Source organism: Lactonifactor sp. BIOML-A5 (assembly GCF_009677585.1).
GTDB lineage: Bacteria > Bacillota > Clostridia > Lachnospirales > Lachnospiraceae > Lactonifactor.
This window is the reverse complement of sequence record NZ_WKYV01000007.1, coordinates 211899-226378: the sequence shown is the minus strand read 5'-3', so window position 1 is coordinate 226378 and position 14480 is coordinate 211899. Positions and strand designations below refer to the sequence as shown.

14 protein-coding genes are annotated in these 14480 nt (G+C 44.8%); 2 read left to right on the top strand and 12 right to left on the bottom strand.

What is annotated here, in order from left to right:
* Positions 1-557: 557 nt before the first annotated feature.
* Positions 558-2060 carry a helix-turn-helix domain-containing protein gene (locus GKG41_RS08370; RefSeq protein WP_154258066.1) on the bottom strand — a complete coding sequence of 501 codons (1503 nt, stop codon included), beginning with the start codon at positions 2058-2060 and terminating at the stop codon, positions 558-560.
* 194 nt (positions 2061-2254) lie between these two features.
* On the opposite strand from GKG41_RS08370, the gene GKG41_RS08365 reads away from it, so the two are divergent.
* Positions 2255-3490, top strand: coding sequence for a uroporphyrinogen decarboxylase family protein (locus GKG41_RS08365; protein ID WP_154258065.1), 1236 nt, complete (start codon positions 2255-2257; stop codon positions 3488-3490).
* A 45-nt stretch (positions 3491-3535) separates the two neighbouring features.
* On the opposite strand, the gene xerD is transcribed toward GKG41_RS08365, so the two are convergent.
* From xerD to GKG41_RS08340, 5 genes are all read right to left on the bottom strand, one after another.
* On the bottom strand, positions 3536-4426 hold the full coding sequence (xerD, locus tag GKG41_RS08360) for a site-specific tyrosine recombinase XerD (RefSeq protein ID WP_154258064.1): 891 nt from the start codon (positions 4424-4426) through the stop codon (positions 3536-3538).
* Between the two features lie 231 nt (positions 4427-4657).
* A complete protein-coding gene (locus GKG41_RS08355) occupies positions 4658-5248 on the bottom strand; it encodes a stage II sporulation protein M (protein ID WP_154258063.1) in 591 nt (196 codons plus the stop codon).
* Positions 5249-5311: 63 nt separating this feature from the next.
* Entirely contained in the window at positions 5312-5539 is a 228-nt protein-coding gene (locus GKG41_RS08350) for a DUF3006 domain-containing protein (RefSeq protein ID WP_154258062.1), read from the bottom strand.
* Positions 5540-5556: 17 nt separating this feature from the next.
* On the bottom strand, positions 5557-6732 hold the full coding sequence (locus GKG41_RS08345) for a ComEC/Rec2 family competence protein (RefSeq protein WP_243140988.1): 1176 nt from the start codon (positions 6730-6732) through the stop codon (positions 5557-5559).
* Between the two features lie 97 nt (positions 6733-6829).
* Positions 6830-7327, bottom strand: coding sequence for a hypothetical protein (locus tag GKG41_RS08340; protein ID WP_154258061.1), 498 nt, complete (start codon positions 7325-7327; stop codon positions 6830-6832).
* A gap of 239 nt (positions 7328-7566) precedes the next feature.
* Between GKG41_RS08340 and GKG41_RS08335 the strand changes: the two genes are divergently transcribed.
* Positions 7567-7761 carry a hypothetical protein gene (locus GKG41_RS08335; protein ID WP_154265056.1) on the top strand — a complete coding sequence of 65 codons (195 nt, stop codon included), beginning with the start codon at positions 7567-7569 and terminating at the stop codon, positions 7759-7761.
* A 54-nt stretch (positions 7762-7815) separates the two neighbouring features.
* Here GKG41_RS08335 and GKG41_RS08330 read toward each other — a convergent pair whose 3' ends face one another.
* From GKG41_RS08330 to GKG41_RS08305, 6 genes are all read right to left on the bottom strand, one after another.
* Complete coding sequence (locus GKG41_RS08330) at positions 7816-8031, bottom strand: hypothetical protein (protein WP_154258059.1); 216 nt, start codon at positions 8029-8031, stop codon at positions 7816-7818.
* A 197-nt stretch (positions 8032-8228) separates the two neighbouring features.
* On the bottom strand, positions 8229-9791 hold the full coding sequence (gene rny, locus GKG41_RS08325; protein WP_084067701.1) for a ribonuclease Y: 1563 nt from the start codon (positions 9789-9791) through the stop codon (positions 8229-8231).
* A gap of 149 nt (positions 9792-9940) precedes the next feature.
* The gene (locus tag GKG41_RS08320; RefSeq protein ID WP_154258058.1) at positions 9941-10540 is read right to left on the bottom strand and encodes a RecX family transcriptional regulator; all 600 of its coding nucleotides are present in this window, start codon (positions 10538-10540) and stop codon (positions 9941-9943) included.
* Positions 10537-11592: a recombinase RecA gene (recA, locus tag GKG41_RS08315; RefSeq protein ID WP_154258057.1), complete on the bottom strand. Its 1056-nt coding sequence runs from the start codon at positions 11590-11592 to the stop codon at positions 10537-10539. Before recA ends, GKG41_RS08320 begins: the two co-directional genes overlap by 4 nt.
* A gap of 228 nt (positions 11593-11820) precedes the next feature.
* Positions 11821-13275 carry a hypothetical protein gene (locus tag GKG41_RS08310; protein WP_154258056.1) on the bottom strand — a complete coding sequence of 485 codons (1455 nt, stop codon included), beginning with the start codon at positions 13273-13275 and terminating at the stop codon, positions 11821-11823.
* Between the two features lie 12 nt (positions 13276-13287).
* Entirely contained in the window at positions 13288-14466 is a 1179-nt protein-coding gene (locus GKG41_RS08305; protein ID WP_173015534.1) for a YcxB family protein, read from the bottom strand.
* Between the last annotated feature and the right edge of the window lie 14 nt (positions 14467-14480).

The window sequence follows — 14480 nt, the reverse complement described above, 5'->3', positions numbered from 1 at the left end:
CCACCCAGTACCCCTGGCCCCAAGACCTCCTCCCTTGACCTGGCAGAGACTCACTTCACATTCACGGAAAACGGGGGGAAAGGTTGAGAGTTGTACACTTTTCCTCTTATTTCTCACTATTGTCCGCTTGATGTTTTGGATAAATAGCGAACCCCCTGGAACTTCCCTTACTCAGGTGAGAGGAATCCCGCGGCAGCGGGCTGGCTGGGTTGGGCGGGAGGGAGGCTTAAGTTCCGGGGACGATTCCGCAGGAGTGAGTAGAGAGTCTTAGGCAAAACCGGGATTCACGCTGGAGATTTTTTCGGCAGTCAGGGCCGAAAAAAAGTGAGCATGGGCAGAGAATGCACATAAGGCATTCTTTGACCATTCGAACGGTGCTCCTGCGGGGATTCCGGTTTTGTCTTAGACTCTCTTCGCGACGGAGGTGTCCCCGGAACTTAAGCCCTCCCTCCCGCCCGAACCAGCCAGCCCGCCGCCGCGGGATTTCTCTCACCGTCCCCCGCCATCCAAACCTGCCGTCCTGAATCACCTTGAGCCGAAGTCCAAGCGCTACACTCCTAAATCCTAATTAAATACCTGACAATATAAAAAGAAACCCCCAATCTCACCCGAGTCTGATAATCATCCAAGTCCACCCCCGTAAGATACTTCAGTCTGGCAATCCGGTATAGTAAGGTATTTCTGTGAATATATAATTCTTCTGCCGCCGCCCCAATATTTCTCTCATTTCTGATATACACCTCTAACGTATGACAATACTCTGTATGATGTTCCCGATCATAATCCAGGAGACGGAACACTGCTTTGTCGCACACCATCTTCATATCCACATTTTTCTGCCCCAAAAACAGAAGATGGAGTACTGCGTAATGCCGGTAGCTCACAAAAGGCTTCTTCAGCAGTTCTCTCCCCATATCTAAACAGATAAGGGCCTGTCTGTAATAGACCGATGAACGGTAGAACCCATCAAATTCATCGCTGAGTCCCGCATATCCTCCATTTTTTTCAACAAAAACCTCCAAAAGCTTTTCCAGCTTCTCAATTCCTTTAGTTCCTTCCAGTGAAAAAATAGTTACAATTTCCCCGTCCATAATAACCGGCTTGCTGCTGTGCATGTTTTCTAATTCTGCGCACATAACCTCTGTCTGTATCTCATCTTCCTCTTCCGGAAGATAACGCATGACACAGTACCGCCCTTCCATATCCCACATCAGCGGAGCAAGCTGTCTGTTTATCTCCTCTTTTTCCTTGAGTGTTCCGCTTACAACGTGATGAATAAAATTTTCATAATCTTTTCCTCTGGAGATCGAATATTTCATATCTTTTTCCAGTGCCAGAAGCACCATCCTGCCCAGGTAATCTGCATAAGCTTCATCCCCGGGGGTGATTTTTTTGAAATATCCTACAATAAATAAGTGCCCACGTATCTTTCCTTCCCAACGGAGGTTATAGTTGATAAAGGGGTTGTTAAAGCTGTCCAGATGAAAAATCACAGCCTTTTCATAAGAATCCATCAGTCGGATTTCGTCCGCTCTTCGCATCTGATCCAGTATATCGTAGGAAAGATATCCATAGGTGACTAGATGCTTCCAAATAGCGCTGATTTCTGATAGCACTGGGGCTTTATCAATAGCCAACACTTTGAAACTGGAATCTACCAGGTACGCAGGGTTCCCCATGATTTTGGAAAAAAGCTGTATCATCTCCTGGAGCCCTTTCTGTCCATAAATCAATTCTTTCAGCTGTTCTTCCCACTGGTTCATTTCCTCAAGTACATCCTGTGCCTGGTTCAATATGTAACTTACCTCCTCTCCTTCTGATAGCTGAAAGGCGAAAAAACCGGGGTCTCCCTCCAATTTACAAACCAGGGCAGCGGTTCCCCTCTCATATTCCGCCTTTTTTGGGATGGCAGGGCCAATATATAAATAATCCTTTTTCAGTCTCTCTGTGTGTTCTGAGAGAAAGCGAATCCCTTTAACCATTAATATGCGGGGACAGACGGGGTGACTCTCTGTCTGAAGATTCATCCGATCCAAAAGTGTAATCAGAGGCAGATTCATAATTTATCCTTTCCCTTTCTGTTGTATATTATATCCAAATATTATAAAGTGGAATTCATATTTGATAGACAATTTTTCAGTCTATTTTTTGATGATATAATTATTGTAACACAAAGCAATGGTTTTTAGGAGTACAAAAAAGCAATACAGCAGAGAGAACTTATGCAAAACCTACAATATCAAGGAGGTATATCATGAACAAAGAAGAATTACGGGCTGAAAGAGAAAAGAGAGTGGATACCGCGATTGCGCTTCAGGAAGGTGATCGGGTACCTTTTGTTCCAAAGATGAGCGGCTTTTATATGTATGGGTATGGCATTTCTTTTTATGATGCTATGAAGGACGCACGGAACATGGAACCTGGATTCCGGAATTTTATGCGTGAATATGAACCGGACGCCGTGAATATCGGCGGTATCTACTCGATGGATGCTCTAGAGGCTCTGGGAACTAATTATCTGCGATGGCCAGGTCCAACCCACGGTCTTTCCCTGGATTCTTCCTTTCAGCATCTGGACGAAACTTATCTGCAGGATGAAGAATACGAGGAATTTATCCAAGATCCTACGCACACTACCATAACGAAACTTTTGCCACGAAAGCACAAAAATCTGAAAGGACTTAGCCGGCTCTATCTGAGGGAAGTATACGATGCGGGATTTTTTGCCGATCTTAGTGTGTTCTCAGCTCCTGAAGTACAGGACGCTCTGCAGGCTCTCATGGCGGCCGGCAAAGCATCCCGGCAGAGGGCAGAACAGATGGCAAACGTGAGAAGCTGGATTGGGGAGGAAGGATTCTCTACCTACTGTCAGGGTACATTTTTTATTCCATTTGACGCATTTGCAGACAGCATACGCGGCATCATCCGCACCACTATGGATATCATAGAATTCCCTGACGAATTAGAGCGTGCGGTCAATAAGATAACCGAGATGAACGTGGAACGTCTGGTGAAAATCTACAAATCCAGAGGTGCCAAGAGAATCTTTATGCCGCTGCACTGCGGGGTAGATGAATTTATGAGTCTGGCAAATTATGAAAAATATTATTGGCCCTGTCTGAGAAAATGTATCATGACCGTTATCGAACATGGGATGACTCCTGTTTGCTTCTGTGAAGGGAATTACAATACTCGTCTGGATACACTGTGCGATGTGCCCAAAGGAAAAGTGGTTTACATGTTCGAGAAGGTTGATTTGAGGCGTGTAAAAGATACTGTTGGAAAGGTAGCATGTATCTGCGGTACACTTCCCAATGCCCTCCTGGCATTCGGAACCCCGGAGCAGGTCGTTGAAGAGACAAAAAGACAGCTGGATATTCTGGCTCCCCAGGGGGGATTTATTATGGACTGCTCTTTGATGCTTGACAATGCAAAGCACGAAAATATGCATGCCTGGAAAGAGGCAACCTTAAAATATGGACAATACTAAAACAGACAGATGCCCGGCTCACCCATAGCCGGGCATCTGTCTGTTTTATTTTCTCGGGTGGGCTTTGACATACACATCCCTCATCTTATTCATTCCCATATTCAGATATATCTGAGTTGTGGAAATATCCGCATGGCCCATCATCTCCTGGACACTCTTAATATCCGCTCCATTCTGCAGCAGATGGGCGGCGAAGGAATGGCGGAGCGTGTGAGGCGTAATATCCTGTTCAATCCCTGCTTTTACCGCATAACTCTTCAGCACTTTCCAAAACCCCTGACGGCTCATAGGTTTTCCGGAACAGTTGCAGAATAAAATATCACTTTCATTCCCATCCAGCAGAATATCCCGGTACTTTCCCACATAAGATGTCAGTGCTTTCCTGGCCATATTTCCAAAGGGGATGATTCTCTCTTTCTCTCCCTCTCCGGAGTTACAGATAATATACCCCAGATGCAGGTTGACATCCTTTACTTTCAGGTGAATCAGCTCGCTGACACGGATGCCTGTGGCATAGAGCAATTCCAGCATCGCCCGATCGCGAATCCCTTTGGGAGTCACCTTATCAGGCTGCTTCAAAAGTAAATCTACCTCTTCCACACTCAGAATCCCCGGCGTTTTCTTCTGAATCTTTGGTGCCTTCAGATGCTCTGCAGGATTCTCCGCCCTTATCCCCTCCAGATACAGATACTGAAAAAAGGCGCGTATAGATGCTACGCTCCTGGATATGGTAGAGGGGGCAAAATGTTCTTTTTCCAGATACATCATATAAGAATTCAGGTTTGTTGAAGACACCATACAGATATCATCTTCTCCCTGACATTCCAGATAGTGCACCATCTTTTTTAAATCCCGCTCGTATGAAACCTCCGTATTCCTTGATATGTTTTTGGTATTATGTAAATAAGCTAAAAAATTTTGAATTGCATCGTCCATATGGCGTCTGTCCTTGTCTTGCGTATTATAAAAGCAATTCACCCTTCAATGAATCATAAGAGTATTATAAGCAGAAATGCCCAGAAAATCAAACACAATTTTTACGGAAAAACCGCTTATTTTCAAGGTTTTTTGCGTATCCACAACATATCGGATCTGTCCTGGAATCTTTGCACCATATATAGTAAAATTTCTGTAAACTCTTTTTTGGAAATATTTTCCATGCAGAGTCTAAAGCAGTGTTTTCACATACACCAGTACTTTATAATTGACATAACTCTCCATAAAGATACCGCATAAATAAACAATTCCTATGGCCATCAAAAAGAAAATATAGCTTTGGTAACGCTTTCTTCCGATGCTCTGCCTTTTCCAGAATTTCTGCGACATCTGGTATACTATGAAAAAAAAGCTCAGCGTAGCGGGTATATAGAAGAAGCACTGAGGAACAAAACAGGCACTGCCCAACAGCAATCCTCTGATTCCATATTCCATCAGAAACATGGTCAAAAGACTGCCTGCCAAAAACCCCAGCCAGAGAAGCCCTCCCACTACCAGGGGCACTCCGAAAAAGGTAACCCCGCCCACTCCATAAAAAAGGAACCAGGCGCCTCTGTTCTCCAGAAGTCTGCAAAAATACTTTCCTGCGGAATAATCCGGATCCGCCTGACTCATAAAATACATCCCCAGCAGATTGGAAGGATACTGAAACTCCTTATGCAAAAGATTTGTACCTATAATTCCCAGTATGAATCCAACCATATATACACAGACAAACGCTGTAAAATGCTTTTTGATATCCTGGCTTAACATTATATTCATCGTCACTCACCCTCTTATCAATGTATGTGACGATCACTCCTTTTTATGTCTGGTATCCATGTATTATTTTTTAAGAAGTTTCGAAAATCTGTTCCGGATTTCTTCTTTTCTCTCTGATGTGGCTCTCTCGTCCCTGTACAGAATCCCTTCCTTCTCTTTGAGCACATCCCCCTCTTTCGGCTGAAAATCCAGCGTATCCAGGGGAATCTCCTCCATCTTTTTCTGCAAAGTTTCACATACTGCAAAAGCTCCTTCAATTCTGTCTACAATCCATTTTTTCTTTTCTCCCATCTTTCTTTTCCTCCCTGTTATGGATTACATTTGCTGCAGGGCGTCAGGCCTCTCGCCTCAGCCTCCCCTCTTGCAATTTCCTGCGAACTGTTTCTCAAATATTGGCACCCTGCTCTGTGGTATTTCTCTCCTGTCTCTGTTATATAGACAATATCTTCCTCTTCCCCCCGAACAGTATCCTGCGCTTCCTCTGTATCCTTTTCACGGTTATCCTGATTAACAGGCTCTGCATCCTCACTGTCTGTTTCTGTCTGCCGTACGCCCGCTTCCATGGAACGGGAAGGCTCCAGATTCCAGGTAATGGTGTTTCCGTCGCTGACCGCTGTAACGGTACCCTGCTCGTCTGTTCGAAACACAGATATCCCTCTGTCGCGGAATGCATCCAGAACAGACAGATCCGGATGTCCGTACTGATTGTCTTTCCCACAGGAAATTACAGCGTATTGAGGCTGTACAGCGTCCAGAAACCTGCTGCTGTTAGATGTTTCGCTTCCATGGTGTCCTGCCTTTAAAACGTCTGATTTAAGGGTCAGACCGGTACTTAGAATATCCGCTTCTGCTTCTTGCTCCCCATCTCCTGTCATAAGGAAACTATTGCCGCCGTTTACCAGCCGAATTCCAACCGACCAGTTATTCAGTGTATCTCCATAGTCCTTATTTGGGGATAGGACAGTAAAGCTTCCCCCGCCCAGTGTATAGGTATCGCCCGGCTGTGCCAGAGTAATCTCCAGGTTCTTCTCTTCAACTGCCCCAAGAACATCTTCAAAAGTCTGTGAGGTATGTATCTTATCCGGAAGAATTACAGTTCCTATATGAAAAGCCTGGATCACTTCATCCAATCCCCCGATATGGTCCTCATGAGGGTGGGTCCCGATTACATAATCCAGTCTGTCAACGCCCTTTTCACTAAGAAAAGATACTATGGCATCTCCATCCTCATTTTTGCCGGCATCTACCAACATATAATGTCCTTCTGACTGTATAAAAATGCAGTCCGCCTGCCCCACATCCAAAAATGTTACCTCCATGGAACTTTCTGCAGACGAGACTTCCCGTACAGCATCTTCCTGAACAGTCTCCTCCCCGGTATACGCACTCTCCTCAGCCTCATTCTGACACCCTGCCATAGTCAAAAGAATCCAGAAGATGGCTGCCAGCCATAGGGCTGTATGTTTTTTGATTTTTCCTTTCATTTTGTGTCCTCTCCTCCTGCACTGTCTATAAAAGCCGGAAACTGGTTTTTCCTGTTCCAGCTTCCGGCTTCCTGGTTTTCCGTCATGGACAGATGCCTCAGGCGATATAAGCGTCTAAGGCATCTGCCACATACGCAGGCAAGTCTGTTTTTTCTATGTAATGGCATCTCACTGGTTCCCAGTCAAATTCCTTAAGCTCTAAAAGATCTTTTCCGTCCAGAACCGCAATAAAAATCGTCTGTGGCTCATCGCCGCCTCCATTATAGACAAAAATCTTTTTTGTCTGTTCAGGCTTCTTGGATGCCAATTCTGCGATCAACAGTCCGTTCCTGGTTATTATCTTAAGCTTATCTGCTGCTCCCTCCTGGGGATACATAAGCTCTAATGCCCTCTCATAGGCATGGGACACTTCTGTATCCACGGTGAAGTCATAGGAATGCTTCTTAAAGATCTGTTCTGCCAGCCGGACTCCTTTGGCAAGCATATCGCTGTCCAGCTCCAACTGTGATTGCAGCTCCTCATTGCGTTCCGTCAGTATCCTCAGCAGCTGTGCGGCATCAATGAAGTCTCCTTCCGTGCCATAGATTGTATTCATTTCATAAATCTCCCTTCGCTCGTATATATGCTGTCACTATTATAGCACCATCAGGTTAGGAAAAAAAGATGAAGTTCCCTTCCCAAATGAATTAGGTGCTGCATCTGGAAAAATTCTGTCATTTGCTGTATACTTTAATATACAGCAACTGTCGTTTGCTTGTCAAAGGATGCATTAATATGAGCCTTGAAGATTTTGCATACAGCAGCTGCAATCCGATATGACACAAGGAGCCGATGATGGAAGAACATGTACACGATAAGGACAATGAATACACCCTGACATTTGACAGCAAATGTCCTGCAGACGCAAGTAAGGTAATACATACCGTAATCTACAAAAAGGCCACTTGTACCCGTGTGGATGATATTATCCTTCACTTTCACTGCAGCCGGGATTCGAAATGTGTAAAATGCCAGCATAATTATCTTTAAATCAAGGATTTCAAGAGAAAAGAGCCTGACAAGACAGGCTCTTTTCTCTTATATTTATTCTGCTGCAATTTTATGTAAAGCATCCTCAATTGACAGTCCCTGCTTCTGGATTTCCAGGTACAGGGCAGCCATCTCCTCTTCTTCTTTCTTCTTTTTAAGTTCCTTTAATTCGGCTTTTAAGTCTTTTAATTCAGCCTCTTTGTCCGCAATTTGCTGCTCTACAAACTCAATTCTCTGGAGAGTCGTCATATTTTTTGGTCTTCTTCCCATTGTGGTGTCCTCCTGTAATTTTATATTTCTATCATATAACTTACATCCCCCTATAGCAAGTCAAACTTTTCCACTTTATATGACAATAACTTCCTCTGAGAGCAACACACCAATCATGTACGCTAAAAAAGCCCTTAAACCGCTGCTTTTCAGCAATATCAACGGTTTAAGGGCTTTGCCACTACAAGTAAGTACCTTTATTTCGCGTAATCAATTACGCGGCTTTCACGAATTACATTTACTTTGATCTGTCCCGGATATTCCAGTTCAGCCTCTATCTGCTTGGAGATATCTCTGGCAAGCAATACCATATCTGCGTCGCTCACATGATCTGGCAATACCATCACTCGAATCTCTCTTCCTGCCTGAATAGCAAAAGATTTGTCCACTCCTTTGAAAGAGTTTGTAATGTCTTCTAATTGTTTCAATCTGTTTGTATATGTTTCTAAAGTCTCTCTTCTGGCTCCTGGTCTTGCAGCTGAAATTGTATCTGCTGCTTGTACAATACAGGCAATCAGGGATTCTGGTTCTTTGTCTCCATGATGGGATTCTACTGCATTGATAACCGTGGGAGATTCTTTATACTTTCTACATAAGTCAGCACCGATCTGAATGTGGGATCCTTCCACTTCATGATCGATGGATTTTCCAATGTCATGTAACAGGCCGGCACGTTTTGCCATACGGACATCTGTACCGATTTCTCCGGCTAACAGGCCGGATAGCTGAGCTACTTCAATGGAATGCTTTAATGCATTTTGTCCGTAGCTTGACCGGAATTTCATTCGTCCAAGTAAACGAACCAATTCAGGATGTATACCGTGAACGCCAACTTCCAGTGTCGCTGCTTCTCCTTCTTCGCGCATCATGGTTTCTACTTCCTTCTGCGCCTTTTCTACCATTTCCTCGATTCTAGCCGGATGAATACGTCCGTCTACAATCAATTTTTCCAATGCAATGCGTGCCACTTCACGCCTGATCGGATCAAAACCAGATAATACTACTGCTTCCGGAGTATCATCAATAATCAAATCAACGCCTGTCAGCGTCTCTAATGTACGGATGTTACGTCCCTCTCTACCAATGATTCTTCCCTTCATCTCATCGTTGGGAAGCTGTACTACTGAGATGGTAGATTCAGCTACGTGGTCTGCTGCACATTTTTGTATGGCAGTAACTACATAATCTTTCGCTTTCTTATCTGCTTCTTCTTTTGCTTTGCTTTCCAGTTCCTTATAAAGCTTAGCGGTGTCAATTTTTACTTCATCTTCTACAGATTTTAACAAATATTCTTTTGCTTGTTCGGAGGTTAGGCCTGAGATTCTTTCCAGCTCCTGTACTCCTTGATCATGTAATTCGTCAACTCTCTTTTCTTTCTTCTTTACATCTGCTTCTTTTGTTGCAATTTCAGACTCACGTCTCTCTAACGCATCTGCTTTTTTGTCAATCGCTTCCTCTTTAGACAAAACGCGCTTTTCATACTTCTGTACTTCCGCACGTCTCTCCTTTGTCTCTTTTTCTGCCTCATTCTTCAGCTTCAAGGATTCTTCTTTTGCCTCTAAGAGAGCTTCTCGTTTCTTAGTTTCAGCCGTTTTCAATGCTTCATCTATTATGTTCCTTGCTTTGACCTCTGCTGTCCCAATGGTTTCTGCATCCTTTTCGATCTTTTTCTTAACCGCTACATTTGCAGTAACCGGAATAGCTATAAGCAGCGCGACTAACACAGCAACAATTGCAATGATTACACTTGCACCTGTCACAGGAGCACCTCCTTATTAAGTTTTCATTGTACAAATACAACAGTTCAATTTTATACTGTTTTAACAATTATGTCAAGCTTTCATGCATACTTTTATACAATATAACAATGTTTATGAATGGTACAAACAGAAGGGCGGAAGTTTGTCTATTACTGCTCCTCCGATAAGACATCCCAGATATCTGAGCTGGAGAATCCCCGTCTTGCAAGGAATCCGTAAAGTCTCAGCTTTTCCTTTTCACTGAGACGTTCCTCCTTTTTCTTCTTTCGAACCAGCTCCCGGATCTGCTCTCTGGCTTCGGGCAGCGCCGCCTCTTCTGCTGCCTCAGCAATTAGTTCCCTGGAAATCCCTTTATGGGACAGTTCCATGGCAATCCTCCGAAATCCTTTTTTTTCTTTCTGGGATTCTATATACTTTCGGGCATACTGCCTGTCATCGATATATCCGTAAGATTTTACATATGCTACAGCTGCCTCAATCACGCACGCAGGATGACCGTCATTCTTCAGTTTTTCATACAATTCCTTTTCCGTTCGATCCATCTTTGTCAAAAGATGCATGGCTCTTAGCTTTGCTCTTTTTTCCAGTACCTCACTGAGGATCTGCCGGTACGTATCTTCTTCTATCTCTTCCTGTATCCGGATATGATAACGGGACAGCTCGCCCTTATATAACATAAAAGCAAGCTGTCCGTCAATCTCAACTTTATATTTTTTCTTGGTTACAGGTTCAATTCCTGTGACTATCATACATCGCTCCCTGTCTCTTCCCTGCTGTCAGGCCCCTGTCCTTCCTGCGTCGCTCCGGCTGTCAAACCGTAATGCTCCCTGACCTTCTGTTCCACTTCCTCCATAATCTGAGGGTTCTCTCTCAGGTACTGCTTGGCATTTTCTCTTCCCTGTCCAATCTTGCCGTCGTGGTAAGCATACCAGGCACCGCTCTTGTTAATGATTCCCACATTGGCTGCCAGATCCAATATATCTCCCTCTCTGGAGATCCCCTGTCCAAACATGATATCAAACTCCGCTTCCTTAAACGGAGGCGCAATCTTATTCTTAACCACTTTTATGCGGGTTCTGTTTCCCACAACCTCTCCCCCCTGCTTGAGGGCTTCAATTCTTCTCACATCCAATCGGATAGAGGAGTAAAACTTTAATGCCCGGCCGCCTGTAGTCGTCTCAGGATTGCCGAACATAATCCCTACTTTTTCTCTCAGCTGATTGATAAAGATAACAATACAGTTGGACTTGCTGATGACTCCTGTAAGTTTTCTCAGCGCCTGTGACATGAGCCTAGCCTGCAGTCCCACATGGCTGTCTCCCATATCACCGTCAATCTCGGCCTTAGGCACCAAAGCTGCCACAGAGTCCACAATTACAATATCCACTGCACCGGAACGCACCATGGTTTCCGTAATCTCCAGTGCCTGTTCTCCGTTATCCGGCTGAGATATGTATAAATTATCAATATCCACACCAATTCTCTTGGCGTAGGCAGGATCCAAAGCATGTTCTGCGTCAATAAATCCGGCGATTCCGCCCCTTTTCTGTACCTCTGCCACCATATGCAGGGCTACCGTGGTTTTACCGCTGGATTCGGGGCCGTATACTTCTACCACCCTTCCTCTGGGGACGCCTCCCAGGCCCAGGGCAATGTCAAGACTCAGTGAACCTGTGGGGATTGTCTCCACGTTCATATTCACCCCGGAGTCGCCCAGCTTCATAATAGAACCTTTTCCATACTGTTTCTCTATCTGTCCTATAGCGGCATCCAATGCCTTTAATTTATCCTCTTTAATCATTGTCCGTCTCCTTTTTGTTAACGAACTTATGTTCGTTTTTCAATACTATTATACTACACTTTTTTTTAATTCTTGTCAACCTGTTATTTTCTCAAATTCACTCTTATCAGGACATAGGCATCCCACCTTCTATCTGCTGTTATCTGCTGGAATAGTTTGGCTGATTCGCCGGAAAATTTAGAAATGTACGGTATTAAAGTAACATGAAAAAAGGGATAAGTCAAGGGGTTACTGACTTATCCCATATCCGTCAAAGGACCATGTTCTCCCCTGATCCAGGCTGATATAACGGCACATCATTCCGGAAAATGGAGCATATTCATCCTGCCCTACATACATCACCAGGTGTTCTCCCTCCTGCCACGGCGCCCATGCCATGGAAAAATTGGCAGAGTAATAAGGAACCGGAAGTTCCACTGACATCTGCGTCCAGGAGGCTCCTCCGTCCTCCGTGCGGTAAAAATCCGGGGTTTCATGGCTGGTTACTGTGATAAATCCCACCTCGTCGCTCACAAAATTCACATCCTGCGTGAGAAATGTCCCGTTTTCCGACGGGGAAGCACACAGCTCCCAGGTATCCCCTCCGTCCCTGCTGACCAATACCTCCTGGTATTCCGAGCCCATTGTCTTATCTCCTCCGGTAACTGCATAGATACTGTTTTCAGTGACCGACAGAAAGCTGCGCCTTACGGCAATCCGGTCTGATACCTTTTTTTCCTCCCAGCTTTTTCCCTGATCCCGGGAAAGAATCATTGTTACAGGCTTTCCCTCTTCTCCCCCATACAAAAATGCGGTGAATCCAGGAGTGATAACATAGCTGCCCTGGTCCAGAGCCGCCGGCACGCCTTGGCTTTCTATATCTGTATGCACAAAAAGAGCTTCCATAGTCACAGGAACTGCGGTCCAGCTTTTTCCCCTGTCATAAGAGACACTGAGCGTCTCCTCCTGAATCTGGTACGTTCCTTCTTTTTCTCTGGGAACAGCAGGCCGGACAAACGGCACCTGAGTGTCTGCGACGCTTCTGGCATCCTCTGTCTGCACAATCCCTTTCAGTTCATAGACATAATCAGATACCTGCTCTCCGCAGACAGTCAGAGCGCATCGAATGACATCCTCCTGCCAGGATACGCCATACTCTTTGTAAAGAGAGGTTTCTGCGTCCGGCACGTGCAGATTCACAACGGTTTCCGCCGCATATGCCCCCCGATCCCCTGCGATGAGACGGCAGTCCAGGACTTCTGCGTAATCTATCCTCTGTTCAGGTGTAAGCTCCTCATACGTCCCGTGTTGAGCAGTCAGGCCAGTAAAATAACGATTCAGCATTTCCCTGGCAGTATCCCAAAACATATCCGGATCTGCACAGGGAACCTGATACGGATCATCGGAGCGTTCAATTGTGGATTCCTCCACCCGTTCGTATTCATCCTTCACTTCTCTCACCAGACCTTCATTGACAGGGGACAAGGCGCCTATGGTCTCCAGTGTCTCCTGATCAAATGCAGGAGGAAGTGAGTATTTATCAAAATCCCATCCATATGCGGATGTCTGCCCTTCACTCTCCGTTTTTCCGAAAAGTTGATTCGTATCCTTCAGCAGAGCCTCAAAAAACATTGGCTTTTCACAGCCGCCGAGTATCAGGACAAAAACGGCTATCCCAGCCAGTGCCAGCTTCCTTCCATTCATACACCATTCCCCTTACTTTTTGTATACATATCTTACCGGAGTAATCTCCTCCTGCCTGCCCACACAGTAGACAGAAAGGCTCGGCCCCTTTATCTCCCATTCCTCCCGGGAGGGCAGCGAAACTGCCCCATCCTTATCAATAAACCGGATCCCTGTTGTATCGGATCCCCAGTTATAATTGCCTTTGTAGAGCAGTCCGTATTCCTTCTCCTTCCATTGAGACACGTCTTCCTCCAGAGGAATTTTCTCCATCATAGTTTCAAGGATGGCGAAATCGCTGTCCAGGTCATAGGCTGTCCCATCTTCCTCAATACCTTCCAGGTTTTGTACCCTGACATACAGACTTTTATCCTTTTCTCTGTCATACCATATAAGATAATTTCTGTGGGGTTTATAATTACCGTCAAATCCATATAAGAACATATCAATAGTATCAATGGTGCCGTCTGCCTGAAAATGTACAGAGTAATCTTTCACTGACAGGTGAGGGGATATTTCAATCCTTCTCCCAATACGTTCCATCATACCTTCCAGTCTAATCTCATAAATATTGTCACTGTCAAGGCTCACCTTGCGCACACTCTTCCACTGTTCTATCTTCCACGACAGCTTACCGTTATAGGAAACTGCCGACTTGCCCACGGCATACATTCCAAAGACTGTAATAAGGCCCCACAGCACAAGAACAGTCCAGCGAAGACCGACTTTCCGGATATGTTTTTTGCTCTCCAGCAGCTGTCTGAGTTCACCTCTCATGGATTCCTGAATGGCTGCTTTCTCTACAGGAATAAATCGCAGGTCTGTGAAATACAAAAATACCCACTTTTTATTCTCCCTCAGTCTTTTCAGCTCCTTCCAGGGAATACAATTTTTAACGTCTCCGTCTTTTTCCATAATAAACACTTCAATAGAAGTAAAATAAAGTAAGTCCCCGTAATTTGTCACTTTCCGGTGTATCCGTCTGTCTCCCCGGAACAAGAATTCCACCATAACTCCAATGAAAAACAGCAGAAGCAAAATAAAAAACGGCAGGTTTCTCTTAAGCATCCCATATTGCGCCAACAGAAACGTCACCTGCCAAAAGGCAAAATACGCTAACAGAATCAAGGGATTCCATACATGTTCAAAAAGCAGTTCCTTCCATATAAATCTCCGGTAGTCCTTGTCTGATACAGTATATTTTAAGTGCATAGGCATTCTCCCCC